The organism is Streptomyces sp. 7N604 (genome assembly GCF_052245475.1).
In the GTDB taxonomy this organism is placed as follows: Bacteria; Actinomycetota; Actinomycetes; order Streptomycetales; family Streptomycetaceae; genus Streptomyces.
This window is the reverse complement of record NZ_JBQQBX010000001.1, coordinates 408012-429495: the sequence shown is the minus strand read 5'-3', so window position 1 is coordinate 429495 and position 21484 is coordinate 408012. Positions and strand designations below refer to the sequence as shown.

The following is a 21484-nucleotide window of genomic DNA, read 5'->3' as shown; positions in this document are numbered from 1 at the left end:
GCAGGGCCCCGCCGATCATTTCGAGTGGATCGCCTCCCGCATCGAGTCGGCGAACTCCGGTGCGCGCAGCATCGAGCGCCTTCCCCCGGGGGACACCTCCAGGGCAGTTTCTCCCGCTCCGCTCCCCGCCAACGTGCATCCACGCGGGTCATGGGCGGTGCGGGGTCAGTCGACCTCCGCCACCGCCTGCGCGAACTGGGCCGCGTACAGCCTGGCGTAGGCGCCTTCCGCCGCCAGCAGTTCCTCGTGTGTGCCCTGCTCCACGATCGACCCGTTCTCCATCACCAGGATCACGTCGGCGTCGCGGATCGTGGACAGCCGGTGGGCGATGACGAAGCTGGTCCTGCCGTGGCTGAGGTTCGCCATGGCCCGCTGGATCAGCACCTCGGTGCGGGTGTCCACCGAGCTGGTCGCCTCGTCGAGCACCAGGATCACCGGGTCGGAGAGAAAGGCACGGGCGATGGTGATCAGCTGCTTCTCGCCCGCGCTGACGCCCGTACCCTCGTCGTCGATCACCGTGTCGTAGCCGTCGGGCAGGGTGCGGATGAAGCGGTCGGCGTGCGCGGCCCGCGCCGCCTCCTCGATCTGCTCGCGCGTCGCCTTCTCGCTCCCGTACGCGATGTTCTCCGCGATCGTGCCGCCGAACAGCCAGGTGTCCTGGAGCACCATGCCGATCCCGGAGCGCAGTTCCTCCCGCGACATCGCCGCCGCGTCCACCCCGTCGAGGGTGATCCGGCCGCCGCTCACCTCGTAGAACCGCATCAGCAGATTGACGAGCGTGGTCTTGCCGGCACCGGTCGGGCCGACGATGGCGACCGTCTGGCCCGGCTCGACCGTCAGCGACAGGTCCTCGATGAGCGGCTTGTCCGGCTCGTAGCGGAAGGACACCTCCTCCAGCGCGACCTTGCCGCGGGCCTCCAACGGCCGCTGGGGGGACGCCGGTTCGGGCGACTGCTCGTCCGCGTCCAGCAGCTCGAAGACCCGCTCGGCGGACGCCACGCCCGACTGCACGAGGTTCGCCATCGAGGCGACCTGCGTCAGCGGCATGGAGAACTGCCGCGAGTACTGGATGAAGGCCTGCACGTCCCCGATGGACAGCGCACCCGAGGCGACCCGCAGCCCGCCGACGACCGCCACCAGGACGTAGTTGAGGTTGCTGACGAACATCATCAGCGGCTGCATGCTCCCGCTGATGAACTGCGCCTTGAAACCGGCCTTGTAGAGCGCATCGTTCTGCTCGGCGAAGGCCCGAGCCGACTCCTCCTGCCGTCCGAAGACCTTCACCAGGGTGTGCCCGGTGTACATCTCCTCGATGTGCGCGTTCAGCTTGCCGGTGGACCTCCACTGCTGCACGAACTCCGGCTGCGCCCGCTTGCCCGCCCGGGTCGCCACGATCGCCGACAGCGGTACGGTCACCAGCGCGACCAGCGCCAGCAGCGGCGAGATCCAGAACATCATCACCAGCACGCCCACGATGGTCAGCAGGGAGTTGATGAGCTGTCCCATCGTCTGCTGGAGCGTCTGGCCGATGTTGTCGATGTCGTTGGTGGCCCGGCTGAGCACCTCACCCCGCTTCTGCCGGTCGAAGTACGACAGCGGCACCGCCGACAGCTTCGCCTGCACCTGCTCGCGCATCCGGAACACAGTGCGGTTGATGGCCCGGTTGGAAAGCCGGGTGGCGACCAGCATCAGCACCCCGGCGACCAGGAAGATGGCGAGCGCGGACAGCAGGATGCCGCCCACCGCCCCGAAGTCGATGCCCTGCCCCGGCGTGAAGTCCGTCCCCGAGAGCATGTCGGCGACTCCTTCGTCGCCCCGGTCCCGCATGCCCTGGAGCGCCTGCTCCTTGGTGAGCCCCTCCGGCATCCGCTCCCCGACGGTCCCCGCGAAGACCAGATCGGTGGCGTCACCGAGGATCTTCGGCCCGGCCACCGAGAGCGCGACGCTGCCCACCCCGGCCGCCAGCATCGCGTACAGCGTGACCCGCTCCGGCCTGAACTGCCGCAGCAGCCGTTTGCCCGACCCCTTGAAGTCCATCGAGCGCTGAGCGGGACCCCCGCCCATCATGCGCGCCATCGGTCCCCCGCCGCTCATGCCGCTTCTGCCTCCGTCAACTGGGAGAGCACGATCTCCCGGTAGGTCTGGTTGCTTTCCATCAGTTCGTGGTGGTGCCCGGTGCCGACGACCCGGCCCTCGTTGAGGACCACGATCCGGTCGGCGTCGCGGATCGTGGACACCCGCTGGGCCACGATCACCACGGTCGCCTCCGCCGTCTCGCGCGCCAGCGCCGCACGCAGGGCCGCGTCCGTCGCGTAGTCCAGCGCGGAGAAGGAATCGTCGAAGAGATAGATCTCCGGGCGCTGCACCAGAGTCCGCGCGATCGCCAGTCGCTGCCGCTGCCCGCCGGAGACGTTCGTGCCGCCCTGCGCGATGGGCGCGTTCAGCCCGCCCTCCAGCCGGGACACGAAGTCCTTCGCCTGCGCCACCTCGAGCGCGTGCCACAGCTCCTCGTCCGTCGCGTCGGGCCGCCCGTACCGCAGGTTCGTCGCGACCGTCCCGGAGAAGAGATACGGCTTCTGCGGCACAAGCCCCACGGTCCTCGCCAGCAGTACGGGGTCCAGCGTCCGTACGTCCTCGCCGTCGACCAGCACCTGACCGCCCGTTGCGTCGAACAGCCGCGGTACGAGCCCCAGCAGCGTCGACTTGCCGCTGCCCGTCGACCCGATGACCGCCGTGGTCTCGCCGGGCCGCGCGACCAGATCGACGCCGTGCAGCACCGGCGCCTCCGCGCCCGGGTAGCGGAAGTCCGCGCCGCGTACGGCGAGATGGCCGTGGCGCGCGAGGCGGGTCACCGGCTCGGTGGGCGGCACCACGCTCGACTCGGTGTCCAGCACATCCTCGATGCGCTCGGCGCACACCTCGGCCCGCGGCACCATCATGAACATGAAGGTGGCCATCATCACGGCCATCACGATCTGCATCAGATAGGCGAGGAACGCGGTCAGCGCGCCGATCTGCATCCCACCGCCGTCGATCCGGTGCGCACCGAACCAGACCACGGCGATGCTGGAGAGGTTCACCACCGTCATCACGGTCGGGAACATCAGCGCCATCAGCCGCCCGGTGGACAGCGACACATCGGTGAGTTCGGTGTTGGCCCTGCCGAATCGCTCCTGCTCGTACGTGTCGCGCACGAAGGCCCGGATCACGCGGTTGCCGGTGATCTGTTCGCGCAGCACCCGGTTGACCGTGTCGAGGCGCACCTGCATGGTGCGGAACAGCGGCCGCATCTTCCGGATGATCAGGCTCACGGCCACACCCAGCACCGGCACCACCGCCAGCAGCACGGCGGACAGCTGCACATCTTGCCCGAGCGCCATGATGATCCCGCCCACGCACATGATCGGCGCCGAGACCATCAGCGTGAACGCCATGAGCACCAGCATCTGCACCTGCTGGACGTCATTGGTGGTCCGGGTGATCAGCGAGGGCGCCCCGAAGGTCCCCACCTCGCGGGCCGAGAAGCTCTGCACCCGGTCGAAGACGGCCGCCCGCACGTCCCTTCCCAGAGCCGAGGCGGTGCGCGCGCCGAAGTAGACGGCTCCGACGTTGCCGGCCACCTGAAGCAGGCTGACGGCGATCATGATGCCGCCGAACTGCAGGATGTAGCCCGTATCGCCCTGTACCACACCGTTGTCGATGATGTCGGCGTTGAGGGTCGGCAGGTAGAGGGTGGCGGTCGTCTGCACGAGCTGCAGCAGAACGAGCCAGGCTATGGGGCGTCTGTACGGCCCGAGGTGCGTCCGCAGGAGTCGGATCAGCACAAGGAGTCTCCCTTCGGTCGGTGCCTGTGCACTGCGCTCCAGGGGACAACCTTGCTGCCTCAACTTCGGTTGAGGTCAAATGAGTTTCGCTGCAATCCGCGCTCTGCGCCCCCGTCTGTCCTACGTTATCCGCCAGTGGGCGAACGCTCCGGGGCGGGCCTGTGGGACGGGCCCGTGGGGCGCCGTCCGCGTCCGGACCGGGGTCGTTATCCGGACCTGGCGAAGGAGCCCGGGTGGGTCTCCTCGCGCACCGCCGCGAACTGCTGCCGTACGGCCTGGCCCACCGCGAGCCCGTCGCCCGGATCGTCCGTGGGATCCGCCGAACCCGGCTCGAAGACCTGCGCCGACGGCCCTTGCCAGAGCGGCGGCTGCTGCGGTGACAACCTGCCCTCCGCAACGCCGAGGGCCCAGGCCGCCTGCCGGGCCGCGCCCAGCGCCGCGTAGTCGGCGGCCTGCGGGAAGACCACCTGCGCCCCGAAGAGCGCGGGCGCCATGGCCTGCACGGCCGGCAGCTCGGCGGCCGCACCGAGGAGGAACACCCGCTGGACGGCGACCCCGCGGGCGCGCAGCACGTCCAGCGCGTCCGCCAGACCGCACAGCATGCCCTCGAACGCCGCCCGCGCCAGGTGCTCCGGCTTCATGCTCTCCCGCCGCAGGCCCGCGAGGGTCCCGGCGGTGTGCGGCAGGTACGGGGTCCGCTCGCCCTCGAGGTAGGGGAGCAGCACCAGGCCGTGCGAGCCGGGCGTCGACTTGAGCGCGAGCGCGGACAGCCCGTCCAGGTCCGTGCCGAGCAGCTCGGCGGTCCCGCGCAGCACGCGCACCGCGTTCAGCGTGTGCACGACGGGCAGGTGCATGCCGGTCGCGTCGGCGAAGGAGGTGATCGTCCCCGTCGAGTCCGCCAGGGCCTCCTGGTGCACGGCGAAGATCGACCCGGAGGCGCCGAGCGAGACCACCGCGTCGCCGAGACCGACCCCGAGCCCGAAGGACGCGGCCATCGTCTCGCCCGTACCGGCGGAGATCAGCAGCCCCTCGGGCGTCGTGCCCGCGGGCTCGGCGGGACCGAGCACATCCGGCAGGGCCACGGAGCGGCCGAGCGCCAGCTCGACGAGATCCGGGCGGTACGCGCCGGTGGCCGCCGACCAGTAGCCGGTGGCCGAGGCGCCGCCCCGGTCGGTGGTCTGCCGCGCGGGCCGCCCCAGCAGCTGCCACACCAGCCAGTCGTGCGGCTGCAGCACGGCGGCGGTGCGCCGGGCCGAGTCGGGCTCGCTCCGCGCCAGCCAGCGCAGCTTGGCCACGGGCTGCGCGGCCGTCGGCACGGCCCCCACGGCCTCGGCCCACGCCGTACGCCCGCCCAGCGCGTCGATCAGATCGGCGGCCGCGGACTGCGCGCGCTTGTCGTTGCCGAGCAGCGCGGGCCGTACGAGGGAGCCGTCGGCGTCGAGCGGCACAAGGCCGTGCTGCTGGGCGGACACCCCGATGGCCTGCACGCCCTCGAGCACTCCGCCGGTCGCCGCCTCACCGAGCGACATCAGCCACGCCTGCGGATCGATCTCGGTCCGCTTCTTTCCGCCGCCGCTGGTGGCGTCCCCCTCACCGTCGGTGGGGTGCGGGGCGTACCCCTGCCTGAGCACGGCACCGGTGTCGGTGTCGCAGACGACGATGCGTGTGTACTCGGAAGAGCTGTCCAGACCGGCGACTATCCCCATGCGGACAGATGATGCCGTACCGCTCGCACTCTGCGACCGGCAAGGCAGACGGTATGTCGGACCGCCGCTCCGCGTGGCCGGATGCTGCCCTTGTTGTACGGCGTTATACGGCCCCGCGCCCACCCGGCGGGCGCCCCGACGTGACAGTGATCACATGGGCAGGCAGGGCGGACAGGCCCGGTCAGAGGCCTGGAACCGGCCGGCCCGCCGCAGGCGCGGAGCCGGCCGGGCCGTGGCGTTACGTGTTGGTGGTGCCCCAGTCGTCCTCTTCCGGTGCGCGCTGGTCGCGCAGTGAGCGGACGCGGTCCGTGACCGAGCTCGGGAGGCGGTCGCCCACTCTGGCGCTGACCGATTCCACCGCCCTCGACGCGACGCGGCGCCCATTCGTCGCCGCGGCCTCCGCAGCGTTACGGACCGCCGGGTTCTGGGCGACCTGCCGCGCGGACTTGAGCAGCTGCTCGTACCGCTCCCGCCCCGCGTGCGCCCCCAGCACGTAACCGACAGCCAGACCGGTGATGAACGTGAGCCGGTACCGCATGGCTTCCACCCTTCACTCGACGCGTACAGAGCGCATGCCCCGCCGGGCGGGCACCGATGCGAATACGGATTTCGGGGCACCCCCTGGCATGCGCTAATGTATTGCTCGCAGCGAGGGAACGCCCGCGGAGAAACGGCTGGGCGGATCCGAGCGGAGCAGTCCCCTGTAGCTCAATTGGCAGAGCAGCCGGCTGTTAACCGGCAGGTTACTGGTTCGAGTCCAGTCGGGGGAGCACAGGATGAAGGCCCCCGCCCGGGGGGCCTTTTTTCATGGCTTCACGGACCCGGGAACCGCGGGCACCGTGATCGATGTCCTCCAGTCCGGGTGACCGCAGCCCACACGGGCGGCAGATCCTATGAGCAGCTATGCTGCGGCAGACGGCGCGCACAGATGTGCGCGGCGCGCCGATACGGGGCGGTAGCTCAGCCGGTTAGAGCAGCGGACTCATAATCCGTCGGCCGTGGGTTCGAGTCCCACCCGCCCCACCGTACGGGCGTCCGGGAAAAAGGTTCTGACCTGCGGGAACGTGACGGCAGACGTCGCCACGTGTGCTGTGGCGGCGCCTCCGAAGTCCTCAAACCAGATCCAGGGGCCCTACAGGGGCCCGGAGGGCGTCGGTCGGGTCCCCGGAGCCCCTACGCGGCGTTTCCGCGAGGTTCCTGATCTTGTTGGGGCCCCTGGTGTCGCTGCCCGGAGCAGGCGGCTGCGGCCCCCATCCTTCGAGGCCCGTGCCCGCCGCGCGGTCGATGAAGAAGCGGATTAGCGTGAAGTGCGGCCGCTGGTCCTCCGAGTACTCGTTGTTGAGGTTGTCCATCCGCAAGACCTCGAAGCCTGCGCTCGCGCAGTGGTCCCGTATCGACGTCGTCGCAGCGTTGGTTGCGTGCTCCGGGCCGCGGCCGGTCGTCCTGATCTCGCCGAGGAGGTCCCCGTCGTGCCGGGTCTTCGCTTCGATCCTCCAGGGGCCGGCGGGTTCGCGGCGGGCTAGCGGGGGCCAGTGGTACGAGGATGACTCGACCGGTCCCGCTGCCCCTACGGGAGGCCGGACGAGGGGGCCTCGACAATGTTCGCAACGTGGTCAGTCTCGGCTTCTTCAGCCACCGAGTGTGCTGTGGGGATGCGGGGCCTTAGGCGGCGACCTAGGGAAGCGCGCAGCTCTGTCGGAAGCAGGTGCCCAGGTGTGGGCTCGTCCCCCGCCCGCCGGGGGACGAGACCGTCATCGCGCGGCCATTCCGTGTGGAGGGGAAATCACAGCCCCAGCCTGCCGTTGATGTGGAAGGCCTCGATTTCAGGTTTCCCATCGGGTGTGATCAGCCGAGCGCGGTGGGGGAGTGGGCGTCGCGCAGCAGCAGCTTCGGTTTGCCGGAGCCGTCGGCGGGGACGGTCCAGAGGTCTTTGGTGCCGTTGTCGTGTTGCTGGACGTAGGCGAGGGTGGAGTTGTCCAGCCAGGCCGCTTGGTCGTCCACGCTGCGGGTTTCGGCTGTGCTGGTGACGCGGTTGGTGGCGAGGTCGAGCACGGAGAGCCGCCAGCCCCGGGTGGAGTCGCCGTTGATGGGTGCTTTGAACGCGATCCTGGTCCCGTCGGGCGAGAGCGATGGGCATTCGACGTAGTCGCGCAGGGTGCGGACGGTTCGCGCGGCGAAGTCACCTTGGACCAGGTAGCGGTGGCCCTTGGTGTACATGGTTGCGTAGAAGGTGTTGTCGTCGTCGGTGAAAGTCACTCCCCAGTAGTTGACGTCGACCGACTGATACGGCTTGCCGTCTTTGATGACGTCGAAGGTTTCCAGTGTCTTGAACAGGGTTCCCGTCTTGGTGTCGTAGACCCCGGTGCGGGTGGAGAAGTCGAGGGTGGCGTAGCTGTCGCCGCCGACGAAGGCGGTCCAGGAGACCATGCGGCCACTTGTCGAGACACGGACCCGGTTGGGGATGCCGCTGACCGGGATGGCCTTGCGTTCCCGAAGGTCCGCGTCGAGGATGCGCATCTTGACGGTGCCGAGTATCCCGTCGGCGTAGAGGCAGGCCACCGTTCGCGCGGCGGCGTAGATGCGATCGCACTTGGTCTTCGACACCGCGCGGGTGCCGCCCGGGTTGTCCTTGTCGACCGTGGTCACTTGCCCGGTGCTCATCAGGGTGAGCAGCCGCGGGCCCGGCGCCAGCGACACCGTCTGGGCCGTGGCGGGGGCGTCTGCCGCTTCCGGTGACCCCCTGAAGTGGACGTAGCCGATCGCGAGACCTGCGAGTGCGATGGTGGCGGCCACCGTGGTGGTGATGCGAGCGGCTCGCCCGAACCGGGGCGGCGCAGGCGGCGGGCTCTGCTGCGGCGTCTCGGTGTCGGTCGTGGTCTGCTCGGTCATGGGGTCACCTCGGTGTCGGTATTCGTGTTGGTGGATCGGTTGATCAGCAGGAATGCCGTGGCCACGACGGCCAGTACGGCAACGGCGGCGGCTATCCGGCTGGCGGTGGCCGGGCTCCACAGCTGCCAGGCGAGTCCGAACAGGACTGAGGAGGTGAGGTAGGCGAGGGCTTGTCCGGTCTGGATCAGTGCGATGCCGGTGGTGCGCAGATGTTCGGGCAGCACCGGAGCGGCCAGGGCCATCAGTACGCCGTCCGTGGCGGCGTAGAAGAAGCCGTAGAGGACCAGCGCCGCGGCCAGCAGCGGCCAGCCGTGCAGCGGTCCGAACAGCAGCAGGTAGACCGCGCACAGCGCGGCGTAGCCTGCGAGGACTATGGGCAGCCTGCCGATCCGGTCGGCCAGCGCGCCGATGGGGATGGCCAGCAGCAGGTAGGTCAGGCTGGTGCCGACCGCGAGCAGCGGGAACCAGCCGAGGGCGATGTCCTCGCGGCGTTGCAGCAGCAGGTAGACGAAGCCGTCGCCGATGACGGCGAAGCCGAGCAGGCAGGCGGCCAGCAGCAGCCTGCGTACCGGCGCGGCGCGCAGCAGTTCCGCGACGTCCCTGGGGGACACTGTCGTGGTGGCCGGGCGGTCGTCGCGCCGGTCGCGCACGAAGAGCACGAGGATGAGCACGCCTATTGCCGCGACGCAGAAGCTCGTGACCAGGACGGCGTCGAGGGCCTGGCCTGCCGCCGCCAGCACGGCCAGCGCGACCAGCGGGCCGAGGAACGCGCCGACGCTGTCCATGGCCCGGTGCACGCCGAACGCGCGGCCCAGCGCGTGAGGCGGGGCCGACAGGGTGATCAGGGCGTCGCGGGGTGCGGTGCGCAGCCCCTTGCCTGTCCGGTCGACGGCGATGACCAGGCCGATCGCCCCCGCCGAGCGGCCTGCCGCGAGCAGCCCCAGCTTGGCCACCGCCGACATCGCGTACCCGGTGCCTGCCACCCACTTGGGTTTGCGGATGCGGTCGGCGACGTATCCGCCCACCAGCCGCAGCACCGCCGTGGCACCGGTGTAGATCCCGTCGATCATGCCGTAGGCCAACGGGCTCAGCGACAGCCCGAGGACGAGGTAGGCGGGCAGGATCGCGGCGACCATCTCGGTGGAAATGTCGGTGACCAAGCTGACCGTGCCCAGCGCGAACACGTTCCCGCCGACCACGGCGAGCCCGCGTCGGCCAGAGTGCTCAGCGGATGGCGGATCGTCGGCCGTGGGCCGGTCGATCGAGGACAGATACATGCGGGCGACCTTTCGGGGCGAGAACTGATGGAGCACAACCAGCGGGATGGGTGCCCTCCCCTGGCTGGGAAGGGCACCCATCACTCGGTGGCGGTCAGTGACAGGCGGTGGTGCCGCTGTCGGTGAAGGTCTTGCCCGCCTCGGGGACGAACTGCCAGTCGTAGCTGTTGGCGTGCAAGGTCAGCTTCAGCACGCCCCAGGTGCTGCTGTTGCGGATCTCGCTGTTGGGCTGGATGGTGCCGAAGCCGCCCAGGCTGGTGCCGCCCATGCCGGCCACGAACTGCCGGATCCCGCGGGTGGTGTCCAGAGCGCCGTTGGCGTCCATCGGGGCGAACCGCTCGTAGTTGTGGTTGTGCCCGGTCACGATGACCTCCGCGTTGTGGTCATACAGCGCCTGGTAGAGCGGCTTGACCGCGGTGTTCGGGCCGTGGCTGGAGCCGGAGGTGTAGCGCGGGTGGTGCCAGTAGGCCACCGTGCACGGCTTGGTGTTCGTGGCCAGGTCGTTGCGCAGCCACTGCTCCTGGGTCGAGCCGGCCGAGCAGGACACGATCGAGCAGTTGGAGTTGAGCGCGACGACATGCCAGTTGCCCAGGTCGAAGGAGTAGTAGCCCTTGCCGGGTTCGCCCGCCGAAGCGCCGTAGTAGTTGAAGTACCCGGCCGCACCCGTGGTGTGGTACTCGTGGTTGCCGGTGGCCGGCCGGGTGCGGGCCTTATGCCTGCCCCACGACGGGTGGTAGCAGTTGGTGTAGTCGGAGTCCCTGCCGTCCGGGTAGGCGGTGTCGCCGACGGCCATGACGGTGCCGGTAATGCCATCCAGCAGGTTGGCGGTGGCCTCGTCGCCCGCCGTGCCGCAGTTGGCGATGTCGCCGGCGCCGACCAGCACCGGGTCACCCGACGGCGGCGGCGAGGACGTCGTGGGCGTGGGGCTTGGCGACGGGTCGCTGCCGGTGGTGATCACCAGCTGCGGCGCATTCGCGCCGGTTTCCCGCGAGTTGTAGTAGGCACCGTTCGAACTGGTGGAGGTGCCGCCGAAGCTGAACGTGCCGTTGCCGGTCACCGCCGAGGTCACGTCGATCTCGTACCAGGTGCTGTTCGCTACCGAGCCGAGCGTGCCCAGCGTCGCGCCGTCGATGGCCGGCTTGTTGTCCCAGGTGACGCCGGTCTCCGACCAGGTGGTGTCGGTCATCGACTTCCAGGTGCCGCCGTTGCTGCTGTTGCCGCTGGACGTGACGTGGATCCGCAGCTTGGCGCTGGTCACCGACTCGGTGAGGTTGCTGACGGTGAACTTCAGGAACGACTGGCGCACCGGAGAGTTGTCGACGGTGAACTGGGTCGAGGCGCCGTAGTTGGTGGAGGGGGTGGAGTCCTGCACGTAGGTGTCGGCGACCGGGGTGAAGGTCGTGCTGGCTGCCGAAGCCATCGGGGTGGACAGTGAGAAGGCTGCGAGGATCATGGTGCTGACAGCTGCGATTGCCGCCCCAGCTCTGGCCGATCTGTTTCTGAACATGCGAAAGCCCTCCGCTCTCTGACGTCGTGGGGGGCTTCACGGAAGGTAGGGACACCGGCAGACGGCCCGGTGGTGAGATATGGGTCACAGGATGACCGACGGTTGAACAATCGACGGAGGTCTATCTCGCCCCCCCGCGACGGTCACGACCGGAACGATGATGTATCAGGCTCCCGTGGTCATCGAGCGCCCGAACCGGCGGCGCACGCAGGTCAGCGGCGAGCAGCAGGCTGAGCCCGCCAATGGCGAGGACCTCGCCCCGTACCGAGCAGAGGGTGCAGGGCCGGCATGGCGTGGGCGTCAGTACGTTCACGGCAGCCGCGGCGGTGACCGCCGCCACGGCTCCGGGTGGGGGCACCTCCCAGACGGAGTCTGGGGGAGGATCCAGCCCGGGCAGCACGGCTGCCACGGCGACCGTGGGCGCGGATGAGGAAGAAGACGGTGAAGGGTACCCGCAGCGGCGAGGCCAGGTCGACGAGCGTGAGCACGGCGCCGACTCCGCCCACGCCGACGCCCGCGCCGGCGAGCAGAGGGAAGGCGGCGTCCCCGGTTGTGAATCCGCTGTCACTGATGGTCTGCGTGGGCGGCTTTGTCCCCCGAAGCTCCGGATGCCGGGCTTGGATCCGTGCTTTGCTGATCATTCCGCGGTTGCCGACCACCAGATCCGTGAGCTTGAACTCGTCTGCAACGACGGTGACGATTTCGTCGAAGATCAATTCCTTCGACCCAGGAGCTGGTCAGGTCGAACACGCCATCCGCGACGGATTCGCCTCAGGTGACAGGTGTTTACGCGCCAGCCCCGCCTCGATCGCGTCTTGCTGGCCGGCCGCCAGTCCATCGCCGCATAAGCGTCCTTGCCGACTCGCTGAGGCCTTCATCGCCGAGGTGAGCGGCCACCAGGCCATCTGACCTGGGGCCGGTCCCGGCGCGGACCGCTAAGAATTCAACTGGACGTCGTGGCCGGGAAACGAGCACGATGCGCGCTTCCCTCCCCGGGGTGCTCTGCTCCTCGGCGTGACGATCTGGGCTCCGCCGCCAGGCCTTCGAGGTACCCCCGGCCGAATGTTCAGCGTGCTTCGGGTCGCGCTGGGCGTCATGGTTCTCGCGGGGCTCCTGGTGTCGCTGACGGGTTCGGTGGCCTCGGCGCATGTCCCGACGACGGACGGCACGTCCACCATCCGCCAGGACGGGGCACTGGTGCGCTACCAGCTGGAGCTGGACTACGACACGCTCACCAAGGCCGCCGGCCTCGGCACGCTCGCGCGCGGAGCAAAGGACGCCGAGCGCGAGGCATTCTCGCGTCTCACCGCGCACAGCTTGCGTCCTACCTGGCCGACCGCCTGACCGTCGCCCTCGACGGCGTCCCCTGTGCCGCCAAACTCGAAGACACGGGGGTCACGAAACGACAGAAGTTCCTCTATGCCCGCCTGCTCCTGATCCATCGTTGTTCAGGTTCGGCGAGCGGCGAGTTCACCGTGCGCTACGGGGTGTTCTCCGAGACGGACGCCATCGGCGCCGACCACACCAACATGGTCGACTACGAACTCGGCGGTTCCGGCGGGAGCGACGTCTTCGACGCCGGCCATCGTGAACTGCGGGTCGGCCAGAGCGACACCGGCCAAGGCGCATCGCGGGCTGGCGAGACGGGCTTCTTGTCGTCGATGGGCCGGTTCGTGTCCATGGGGCTGGAACACATCCTGCTCGGCATCGACCACGTGCTCTTCTTGGTGCTCCTGCTGCTCGGCGCGCAGGGATGGCGCAGCGTTGTCCGGCTCGCGACCAGCTTCACCGTGGCGCACAGCGTTACGCTCGCCCTGGCCGTGCTGGGGTGGGTCGAGGTTCCGGCCGAGATCGTCGAACCGCTGATCGCACTGTCCATTGTGTACATCGCGGTGGAGAACATCGCACGTGGAGAGTCGCGGCACCGCGCCCTCGTCGTGTTCGGATTCGGCCTGCTACACGGGCTGGGCTTCGCCGGGGCGCTGAGCTTCACCGAGGACATCGGTGGCCGGTTGCTCGTCTCGCTGTTGAGCTTCAACCTCGGTACCGAGCTGGGACAGCTCGCGATTGTTCTGCTGGTGTTCCCGCTGCTCCTGCTGACGCGCCGCCGGTACTCCTGGTCGACCGTCGCCCACACCGGCGCGACCGTCGTTGTCGGCGTCATCGGCCTGGTCTGGCTCGTCGAGCGCCTGCTGGCGCCGGGCGGCGCCGCGTAGCCCTCTCGCCTCCGCCGCGCCAGCCCATGGTGTATTCGGGCCTGCTCTTATAGCTGCGCGGCCGGAGCCGCCCGTGCCCGCTTGCCGCGCGTCGCGTGAACGATTCGCCGGTTCACTGTCGGATCGACTTGCTCCAGCAGCGCAGGCAGGCGGTCGCCGCCGTTGTTGCTTCGATGACCATATTTGGTGAGGTTGGCCAGCGACCTTTTCAGGTGCATGGCATGCGATAGAGATCCGACGCCTGGATGACGCCCCAAACGGGGCCGCCGAGCCGCTGGTGGGCGGCATCCAGCAGGCAGGGCGGCTGACGGTCTACCGTTCCGGCGCTGACGTGCCTCTTCGGCGCGGCGAAGGCGGTCAGCATAGGACACCGTCTTAGCTGGTAGGGCAGGGCCTTGGGATCGGCGGAGCCGTGCCGTTCGGTGACCCCAGCCCGCGAGACCGTAGCCAGTCCACCGCAGCGATACGGTGCGCCATCACGAGCCGGTTGGTCCCAGTCGCGGCGGCCCGGCCGATGACTGTGCCCACCCTGCCCAGAGCAGGGTGACGTTCACCCGGGGTGACGGGCGCCGTTGAACCGCGCGTCCATGAGAGTCTCCTCATGGGAACTTCATGAACTGATCAACAGATGGCAAATGCGCGGCCCGTCCTTCGGCCGGGATGGTTCAACGCGCCTCGGTTGCCTGGGTGTTGTCTGTCCGCATCCCGCATACCTGAGTGGAGGACGCACCCATGCCGTCACACACCTCACGTGCCACTGCCTCTGAGAACCATCCAGACGACCGGAGTCTGAACAGGCTCCGATATCCCCGATCACCGAAGTGGGGCGGTCTTCGCAGTCTCCGTCACGACCTGCCCGCCTCCGTCGTCGTCTTCCTGGTCGCGATCCCGCTGTCGCTCGGGATCGCCCTGGCTTCCGGCGCCCCGATCACCGCGGGCCTGGTCGCCGCCGCGGTCGGCGGCATCGTCGCCGGGGCCACCGGTGGCTCCGCGCTCCAGGCCAGCGGGCCCGCGGCCGGGCTGACCGTGGTCGTCGCAGGCTTGGTGAACGAGTACGGATGGGCGGCGACCTGCGCCATCACCGTGGCCGCCGGCCTCGTCCAGATCGCCCTCGGCTGCCTCGGCGTGGCCCGCGCGGCACTGGCCATCTCGCCCGCCATCGTGCACGGCATGCTGGCCGGTATCGGCATCACCATCGCCCTGGCTCAGATCCATGTCGTGCTCGGCGGAAAGTCGAGCAGTTCCGCCACCGAGAACCTGGTCGCCCTTCCCGACCAGGTACTGCACGCGAACCCGGCGGCCGCCGTGGCCGGCGTCATCGTGATCGCCGTCCTACTGGTGTGGCCAAAGCTGCCGAAGGTCCGCGCGGTGCCTGCCGCTCTGGTGGGGATCGTGCTGGCCACCGCGGCGGCGGCCGCGCTGGGCCTGGACGCCGTACGGGTGGACCTGCCCTCGAACGTCCTGGACCTGGGCCTGGCCCCCGCGATGCCCAGCGGCAGTTGGAGCGCCATCGCCCTGGCCGCCCTGACCCTGGCGGTGATCGCGAGCATCGAGTCCCTGCTGTCCGCAGTCGCGGTGGATCGGATGCACGACGGCCCGCGCGCCGATCTCAATCGCGAGTTGGTGGGCCAGGGCCTGGCGAACTCGGCATCCGGCCTCCTGGGTGGTCTGCCCGTCACCGGTGTGATCGTGCGCAGTTCCACCAACGTCGCGGCTGGTGCACGCTCCCGTGCCTCCACCATCCTCCACGGCGTATGGGTCATCGTCTTCGTCGTACTGGCCGGCGGGCTGGTCGAGCAGATTCCGCTCGCCGCGCTGGCCGCGCTGCTGGTCGTGCTGGGCGTACGGATGGTCAAACCCGGGGAGATACGAGAGCTCCGGCGCCACCGGGAACTGGCGATCTACGTCGTTACCGCGTTCGGCGTGGTGGAGCTGAACTTGCTGGAGGGCGTGGCGCTGGGCATCGGCGTCGCCATGCTGCAGGCGCTCTACCGGCTGACTCACACCAAGATCCGTACCGAGCACATGGGCAGCTTCTGGCACGTGGTGGTCGAGGGTTCTCTGACCTTCACCGCCGTCCCCCGGCTGAACCGGACTCTGGCGCAGGTGCCGACGGGCGCGCGGGTCGACGTCGACCTGAAGGTGGACTACTTGGACCACGCCGCGTTCGAGGCGCTGCACAACTGGCGCGTCACGCATGAGCGGCTCGGCGGCCGGGTGGACATCGACGAGGTGCACGAGAGCTGGTACGAGAATGCGGTATCCGGCACCCCGGCCGGACGCAAGTCCCCCACGACACAGGCCTCCTGGATCTTCCCCTGGACGCATCGGCGGCCCGAGGTGGCGCCGAAGGCCCATCTGCTGCACGGGGTCAGCGAGTTCCAGCGCGTCACGGCCCCTTTGGTGCAGCCCGTCCTCGCTGAGCTCGCGGAGCAGGGTCAGTCGCCTTCCCAACTGTTCATCACCTGTTCCGACTCCCGCCTGGTACCGCATCTGATGACGGCGAGTGGTCCCGGTGATCTTTTCACCGTGCGCAATGTGGGAAATCTCGTTCCGCGTCCCGGGGAGGGCGGCGCGTTCGGGAACGCCGACGTGTCCGTGGCTGCCGCCATCGAGTACGCCACCGAAGTCCTCGGCGTGAGCACGATCACCGTATGCGGCCACTCGGGCTGCGGCGCCATGGGGGCGCTGCTCGACGGCGCGGGGGAAGCCGCCCGCCCGCTGGACGCCTGGCTGACGCACGGCGCCCACACGAGGGCCCGGTACCGCGTCGACTCCGAGACGCAAGAGGCGGCCGGCTCGGAGCAGGACCAGCTGGGGAGGCTCAACGTCATCCAGCAGCTGGACAACCTGCTCGCTCACCCCGGGGTCAGCGAGCGCGTCGAAGCAGGGACGCTGCACCTGACCGGAATGTTCTTCGACATCGCTGCGGCGGAAATGCACCTGCTGGACCCGGCCACCGGCACCTTCGCCCCCGTCGGAGCCAGGGAAGTCTCTGCCGGGGCAGACAGTGACCGCTCCCGGGAGGACGTGCCTGCATGAGCCCCAGCCGCCTTCGTACGGCCGCCGCCGCGCTCGCCCTGGCACTGCTCACCGCGGTGCCGGTGGCCAGCGCCCACCGGGCGCCGCCCCCGCAACTCGGTGACCCTGTGCTGGTCGAGCGCACGCCCCGAGCGCCGACCGCAGGACCGTCGGCGCGGCCGTACGAGGACGGCTCCTGGCGGGAGACGTCCTCCCCGCCGCCCGGCCGGCCCCGCCAGGCTGAGCCGCCGACCGCCACCGGACCCTCGGGGGATGTCTCACGCGTGCCCGAGCCGCCCCCGACCCGGCTGCCGGCCACGCCGCAGAGCCGTTCCTCGCTCGAGGCGGAACCGGTGCCGCCGCCCGCGCCTCTCCCGGCCACCAGCAGTCATACGGCAACCCCGGCACCGACCGGCAGCCCCAGCTACGGCAGTGCACGCGGCGACGACGGGAGGGACGGAGATGACGACGGCGGTGACGACGGCTGATGATCCGCAACCGCAGCACGTACTGGCGGGGGCGGGCGCGCGCCCTTTCCGGCGCCGTAGATTCCGCTCGATCCGGCTGCGCCTGCTGTGGCGGATGCTGCTGCTGGTCGGCCTGACCCTCAGCCTCATCACTCTCGCCGAGAGCTTCATCCTCTCAGCACGCCTGAACGAGCGTGTCGATGCGGAACTCGCCCATGAGATCCGCGAGTTCCGGGCCTTCGTGAACGGCCACCGCCCAAGGGTGGACCATCCGCGGTCCGGAGTCCGCGAGCTGTTCGTATCCGCCCTGCGGAACCAGGTTCCCGATCAGCACCAGACCCTGCTGACCCTCGTCGACGGGGCCCCCTTCCGGCGTACGGCCATCGAGCCACCGGCCCGGCTGGACACCGACCCCGCCCTGGTGGCCACGTTAGCGGCCGCCGATCGGCCGACCTATGGCGATGCCACCACTCCGGCCGGGCACGTCCGGTACGTGACCGTACCCGTCACGGTCGAAGGGGAACGGGCTCAAGGCGTCATCGTCGTCGCCACGTTCACCGACCGCGAGCGCGCCGACATCAGCGACACCATCCGCATGGAGGTGCTCCTCGGCCTCAGCGCGCTGTTCCTGGCTGCCGGAGTGGGCTGGGTCTTCGCCGGCGGCCTGATCGCCCCGCTCCTGCTGCTCCGGGACACCGCTCGCTCGATCAGCGAATCCGACCTCACCGCACGCATCCCCGTCCACGACCACGACGAGATATCCCAGATGGCGACGACCTTCAACGCCATGCTGGACCGGCTCGAGGAGTCGTTCGCCACGCAGCGGCAGTTCATCGACGACACCGGTCACGAGCTGCGCACCCCCATCACGATCGTCCTCGGCCATCTGGAGCTCCTTGACGACGACCCGGTCGCCCGCGAAAGAGCTGTCGACGTGGCCGTCGACGAGCTGCACAGGATGAACCGCATCGTGGAGGAGCTGCTGATGCTCGCCCAGGCGCGTCGCCCTGACTCCCTGCACGCCGGGGACATCGTCCTGCCGGAGCTGATCGAGGAGGTGTACGTCAAGGCGTCGGCGCTGGCCCCGCGCCGATGGATGCTCGAACTCGCCGACGACACGCCCCCGTGGGTGCTCCGCGGCGACCGCCAGCTGCTGACTCAGGCGCTGATCCAGCTCGCGCAGAACGCGGCCCAGCATACGGAGAAGCACGCGCGCATCTGGATCGGCGGCCGAGTACGCGACGGTGTCGCCGAACTGTGGGTCCGGGACAGCGGCCCCGGCGTGCCCCCGGCCGAGCAGAACCGTATCTTCGACCGATTCGCGCGCGGCGGCCGGGCGCATGGATCCGGTGGCGCGGGCCTCGGTCTGGCGATCGTCAAAGCCATCGCCGAGGCACACCACGGCCACGTCAGGTTGGACAACCCTCCCGGTCACGGGGCCACCTTCACCCTCGAGATCCCTCATCACCAGGTGCCATGCGACCAGCAGACATCCCCTCGGCCCACGTCCTCATCGCCGAAGACGAAGCCCATATCGCGTCCTTTGTGGAAAAGGGGCTCCGCTCCCATGGCTTCCTCACCACCGTCGTCACCACCGGGGCAGGCGCCCGACGGGGGGCGATGTCCGGGAAATTCGACCTCCTCATCCTCGATCTCGGCCTGCCGGACGAGGACGGGTTCACGGTGCTCTCCCGGCTCCGCGCGGTGTCCTGCCCACTGCCGGTGATCATCCTCACCGCTCGCAATGGTGTGGTCGACACGGTCAAGGGCCTCGAAGGGGGCGCGAACGACTACATGGCGAAACCGTTCAGGTTCGAGGAATTGCTCGCGCGAGTCCGCCTGCGACTGCAGGACGGCGACGGCTCGGCGCTGTGCCGCGCCGGTGTGGTCCTCGACAGCCGCACCCGCCAAGCTCGCGTGGACGGTCGGATCGTCGACCTCAGTCCGCGGGAGTTCGCGCTCCTGGAAGTCATGATGCGGGGCGCCGGACGCGTGCTGCCCCGTGAACAGTTGCTCTCCACGGTGTGGGGATACGACGCCGACGAGGCCTCCAACGTTGTCGACGTGTACGTGCGCTACCTCCGCCGCAAACTCGGCACCGCCCGCATCACCACCGTCCGCGGCCGCGGCTACCGGCTGGAGATGCCGGACGCGACCTGAACCGGGCACGTTGGGCAGGCAACGGCTGTGCACGACCGCATGGAGCGTTGGATGACGACCCCCTACTCTTCGCCCGGCCCGCATGACTGGCCTGCTGAAGGTTCTCCAGTTGCTCCGGAAACCGCCGGTACCGATAGCTCCATGACCGTCGCGCTCGCCCAGATCGGTCAGCACCCACCAAAACAAGCTTCCACCCCACAACATCAAGTGAGATGAGAAAAGGCTCACCGACTGGACACCAGGGACGTTCGACAGGGGGAGGTCGGAAACCGCTCACTGACTGGTCACCGAACCCAGGCCTGCCGCCGTCAAGCGCCGACGGGAGCTGGGACACCCCAGGGGTGGCTCGCCCAGGTCTTCCCACGGCGGGGTGTCGCAGGCGAGCCCACCCGCGGCAGTCAGTCCGGCAGTTCTCCGCAGGCGCGCGCCCGCCTCCGCCGTGGTGGCGGAGGCGGGCGCGGTGGTCAATGGGTGCTCCGGCCGGGCGTGGGCCGTCTCGGTACCGGAGTAGTGGGTCAGCCGTCCCCGTCCATTGCGTTGGTGAGCTTGACCAGATCGACGAACTTGAAGTTCGTGTTGTCCCGGGGCTCCCCGTCCGCGCCTGTCTCGTCCGGGGTGTTGTGCCCGTCCTGGACCACCAGCAGACCGTTCGGGTAGCGGGAGCCCAGCGGGGCGTTCAGCACGGCCGCGCCGTCGCACTCCTCGGAGCCGTCGACTGTGCCGGCGGTGATCCGGAAGCCGCTCTCGTAGGCGTTGCCCTCGTCCACCTCGCGGTCGTACGCCGCGAAGGTGTTGTCGCCCTGGCTGGAGGCGAGCAGGTAGCCGGAGCCGGAGCCCTGGTCAAGGATGGTCAGGCCTTCGACGTCGGCGGACAGGTGCGTACCCCCGTAGCCGGGGTCCGTGCCCGGGGTGCACTCCTCGGTCGCTTCGTCGTACGTCGCGGGGACGCCGTACTCCCGCGCCTTGTCGATCAGCTTGGGCCTGCTGCCGAGGGTGGCGGGCATCCGCCAGATGCCGACGTCCTCCTGGCCGGCGTAGAGGACGTTGTTCGCCGGGTCCACGACCATGCCCTCGACCTGCGGGAGGTCACCGGGGTCGAGGCAGGGGGTCCAGGACCGGCCGTTGGGAAGGGTGAAGGAGGACGGCAGGTCGTAGGTGCGTACCTGCTGGTAGGTGACCGTGCCGGTGGAGGTGGCTTTCAGTTCCAGCAGGGCCAGGCGGGTGCGGCTGCGCTGGCTGGCCACGGCGTAGGAGCGGCCGGTGGCCTTGTCCGTCCAGGTGGCCAGGCCGTAGGGGGTGGTCTGCTGGTTGACCTCCTCCTGGGTCTTGGAGAAGACCAGCGGGGCATCCGGGGCGGTGATGTCTTTCAGCGGCTGGGCAGCGCTGGGGTCGATGCGGTAGATGCGCAGGTGGTCCCGGCCGCGGTCGGTGGCGACGGCGACGTCGGCGCGGCCGGTCGGCAGGGGAAATCCGGAGACCAGGTCCACGTTGTTGAAGCGGCCCGGTTTGTCATCGGGGGTAGGGGCGGGCGGCGCCGGTATCGACTGCACCTCGCTCCCGGCCAGGTCGTACACCCGCAGGCCGCCTTCCTTGGCGGTGCCGATCACCAAGCTGGCGCCCGGGTTGGCGGCGTTGCGCCAGATCGCCGGGTCGTCGGCGTCGGCGTTGCCGCCGGCGTCGTCGCCGTACAGGGCCGGGGTCTCCGTGGTGGCCGCCACCCCCGGGAGCCCCTCGTCGTCGTCGGCCTGGGCCGACGTGGGCAGGACTGCCACGGCAGCCAGGGTCGCGATGATCGCGGCCATCTGTGTCCCGTGCAATGTACGCATAAGCGTCTCCAAGGAGGTGGGAGAGAGCGTATGGACGAGGCCCGGTGGTTCGCCTTTTAGTCTCTGCGTCGGGCCGCCGATGATTCTCAGCACCGAAGGTGAAGGTCTTGCCGCTGTCCGGTGACGGGTAATGCCTCAATGATGATGAACTGGAGCACACCTGATGAGGATTCATTTCATGAAGTCCCAACTCATCGACGGGAAATTGGTCCGGCGCCTGCAATTCGCAGCTATTGGCGGTTGATTCAGGGTGCTGAAGTTCCACCCGGCTATGGCTTCGGACATGATCCGCCGAACAGAATCCAGCCGTGGCATGAGGAGAGGGTTGCTGTCATGGCTCCGGTACACCCGGGCGGGACCGGCGGGCACGCCGCATGCCCGGTCGGCGCGCCGCAGGCGCACCCTTGAGTAAGAGTGAGGAGCAGTAGGGGACTTGAGCCTCCGTGTGATGGCGTGGGCATCCCGGCACACGTCGCCCCGAGCGTGCATGAACGACTGGGCCTCCTGGAGGTCCCGGTGCAGGTCCTGGCCCCTGGCCCGTGCGGGCACTGCCAAGATCAGGAGGAGCTCACGTCACAGGAAACGGAGACG

Annotated in this window: 14 protein-coding genes, 2 tRNA genes and 1 pseudogene; 8 read left to right on the top strand and 9 right to left on the bottom strand. The window is 69.4% G+C overall.

Annotated features, from left to right (window positions below; genetic code table 11):
* Positions 1-165: 165 nt before the first annotated feature.
* The 4 genes from ACTWP8_RS01980 to ACTWP8_RS01965 form a co-directional block, all read right to left on the bottom strand.
* The gene (locus ACTWP8_RS01980) at positions 166-2094 is read right to left on the bottom strand and encodes an ABC transporter ATP-binding protein (protein ID WP_443320378.1); all 1929 of its coding nucleotides are present in this window, start codon (positions 2092-2094) and stop codon (positions 166-168) included.
* Positions 2091-3824, bottom strand: a complete 1734-nt coding sequence (locus tag ACTWP8_RS01975) for an ABC transporter ATP-binding protein (protein ID WP_443320377.1) — start codon at positions 3822-3824, stop codon at positions 2091-2093. Before ACTWP8_RS01975 ends, ACTWP8_RS01980 begins: the two co-directional genes overlap by 4 nt.
* Positions 3825-4030: 206 nt before the next feature.
* A complete protein-coding gene (locus ACTWP8_RS01970; protein ID WP_443320376.1) occupies positions 4031-5530 on the bottom strand; it encodes an FGGY family carbohydrate kinase in 1500 nt (499 codons plus the stop codon).
* 238 nt (positions 5531-5768) lie between these two features.
* The gene (locus tag ACTWP8_RS01965) at positions 5769-6068 is read right to left on the bottom strand and encodes a YtxH domain-containing protein (RefSeq protein ID WP_443318691.1); all 300 of its coding nucleotides are present in this window, start codon (positions 6066-6068) and stop codon (positions 5769-5771) included.
* Positions 6069-6227: 159 nt separating this feature from the next.
* Here ACTWP8_RS01965 and ACTWP8_RS01960 point away from each other — a divergent pair.
* Positions 6228-6300 (top strand) — tRNA-Asn (locus ACTWP8_RS01960).
* A 179-nt stretch (positions 6301-6479) separates the two neighbouring features.
* A tRNA-Ile gene (locus ACTWP8_RS01955) sits at positions 6480-6553 on the top strand.
* An 89-nt stretch (positions 6554-6642) separates the two neighbouring features.
* Here the strand turns inward: ACTWP8_RS01955 and ACTWP8_RS01950 are convergent.
* The 4 genes from ACTWP8_RS01950 to ACTWP8_RS01935 form a co-directional block, all read right to left on the bottom strand.
* On the bottom strand, positions 6643-6882 hold the full coding sequence (locus tag ACTWP8_RS01950) for a hypothetical protein (RefSeq protein WP_443320375.1): 240 nt from the start codon (positions 6880-6882) through the stop codon (positions 6643-6645).
* Between the two features lie 493 nt (positions 6883-7375).
* Positions 7376-8419, bottom strand: a complete 1044-nt coding sequence (locus ACTWP8_RS01945) for a TolB family protein (protein ID WP_443320374.1) — start codon at positions 8417-8419, stop codon at positions 7376-7378.
* Positions 8416-9696, bottom strand: coding sequence for an MFS transporter (locus tag ACTWP8_RS01940; protein ID WP_443320373.1), 1281 nt, complete (start codon positions 9694-9696; stop codon positions 8416-8418). Before ACTWP8_RS01940 ends, ACTWP8_RS01945 begins: the two co-directional genes overlap by 4 nt.
* 94 nt (positions 9697-9790) lie before the next feature.
* Positions 9791-11116, bottom strand: a complete 1326-nt coding sequence (locus tag ACTWP8_RS01935; protein WP_443320372.1) for a CBM96 family carbohydrate-binding protein — start codon at positions 11114-11116, stop codon at positions 9791-9793.
* Between the two features lie 1149 nt (positions 11117-12265).
* On the opposite strand from ACTWP8_RS01935, the gene ACTWP8_RS01930 reads away from it, so the two are divergent.
* The 6 genes and pseudogenes from ACTWP8_RS01930 (at position 12266) to ACTWP8_RS01905 (ending at position 19067) form a co-directional block, all read left to right on the top strand.
* Complete coding sequence (locus tag ACTWP8_RS01930) at positions 12266-12547, top strand: hypothetical protein (protein ID WP_443320371.1); 282 nt, start codon at positions 12266-12268, stop codon at positions 12545-12547.
* Positions 12548-12732: 185 nt separating this feature from the next.
* On the top strand, positions 12733-13419 hold the full coding sequence (locus ACTWP8_RS01925; protein WP_443320370.1) for a HupE/UreJ family protein: 687 nt from the start codon (positions 12733-12735) through the stop codon (positions 13417-13419).
* A 732-nt stretch (positions 13420-14151) separates the two neighbouring features.
* Positions 14152-16461, top strand: a complete 2310-nt coding sequence (locus ACTWP8_RS01920; RefSeq protein ID WP_443320369.1) for a SulP family inorganic anion transporter — start codon at positions 14152-14154, stop codon at positions 16459-16461.
* Positions 16458-16928 carry a hypothetical protein gene (locus tag ACTWP8_RS01915; protein ID WP_443320368.1) on the top strand — a complete coding sequence of 157 codons (471 nt, stop codon included), beginning with the start codon at positions 16458-16460 and terminating at the stop codon, positions 16926-16928. Before ACTWP8_RS01920 ends, ACTWP8_RS01915 begins: the two co-directional genes overlap by 4 nt.
* Positions 16903-18360, top strand: a pseudogene (locus tag ACTWP8_RS01910) (sensor histidine kinase); the annotation flags it as partial. The gene ACTWP8_RS01915 and the pseudogene ACTWP8_RS01910, both read left to right, overlap by 26 nt.
* Positions 18361-18383: 23 nt before the next feature.
* Complete coding sequence (locus ACTWP8_RS01905) at positions 18384-19067, top strand: response regulator transcription factor (RefSeq protein WP_443320367.1); 684 nt, start codon at positions 18384-18386, stop codon at positions 19065-19067.
* Positions 19068-19582: 515 nt separating this feature from the next.
* On the opposite strand, the gene ACTWP8_RS01900 is transcribed toward ACTWP8_RS01905, so the two are convergent.
* Positions 19583-20893, bottom strand: a complete 1311-nt coding sequence (locus ACTWP8_RS01900) for a phytase (RefSeq protein ID WP_443320366.1) — start codon at positions 20891-20893, stop codon at positions 19583-19585.
* Between the last annotated feature and the right edge of the window lie 591 nt (positions 20894-21484).

What these genes read in the sequence shown, in the direction of transcription:
- ACTWP8_RS01950 (WP_443320375.1), bottom strand. Translation starts at nt 6,882, where the DNA reads ATGGACAACCTCAACAACGAGTACTCGGAGGACCAGCGGCCGCACTTC.
- ACTWP8_RS01945 (WP_443320374.1), bottom strand. Translation starts at nt 8,419, where the DNA reads ATGACCGAGCAGACCACGACCGACACCGAGACGCCGCAGCAGAGCCCG.
- ACTWP8_RS01905 (WP_443320367.1), top strand. Translation starts at nt 18,384, where the DNA reads ATGCGACCAGCAGACATCCCCTCGGCCCACGTCCTCATCGCCGAAGAC.
- ACTWP8_RS01970 (WP_443320376.1), bottom strand. Translation starts at nt 5,530, where the DNA reads ATGGGGATAGTCGCCGGTCTGGACAGCTCTTCCGAGTACACACGCATC.
- ACTWP8_RS01920 (WP_443320369.1), top strand. Translation starts at nt 14,152, where the DNA reads ATGCCGTCACACACCTCACGTGCCACTGCCTCTGAGAACCATCCAGAC.
- ACTWP8_RS01980 (WP_443320378.1), bottom strand. Translation starts at nt 2,094, where the DNA reads ATGAGCGGCGGGGGACCGATGGCGCGCATGATGGGCGGGGGTCCCGCT.
- ACTWP8_RS01935 (WP_443320372.1), bottom strand. Translation starts at nt 11,116, where the DNA reads ATGGCTTCGGCAGCCAGCACGACCTTCACCCCGGTCGCCGACACCTAC.
- ACTWP8_RS01915 (WP_443320368.1), top strand. Translation starts at nt 16,458, where the DNA reads ATGAGCCCCAGCCGCCTTCGTACGGCCGCCGCCGCGCTCGCCCTGGCA.
- ACTWP8_RS01900 (WP_443320366.1), bottom strand. Translation starts at nt 20,893, where the DNA reads ATGCGTACATTGCACGGGACACAGATGGCCGCGATCATCGCGACCCTG.
- ACTWP8_RS01930 (WP_443320371.1), top strand. Translation starts at nt 12,266, where the DNA reads ATGTTCAGCGTGCTTCGGGTCGCGCTGGGCGTCATGGTTCTCGCGGGG.
- ACTWP8_RS01965 (WP_443318691.1), bottom strand. Translation starts at nt 6,068, where the DNA reads ATGCGGTACCGGCTCACGTTCATCACCGGTCTGGCTGTCGGTTACGTG.
- ACTWP8_RS01925 (WP_443320370.1), top strand. Translation starts at nt 12,733, where the DNA reads ATGGTCGACTACGAACTCGGCGGTTCCGGCGGGAGCGACGTCTTCGAC.
- ACTWP8_RS01940 (WP_443320373.1), bottom strand. Translation starts at nt 9,696, where the DNA reads ATGTATCTGTCCTCGATCGACCGGCCCACGGCCGACGATCCGCCATCC.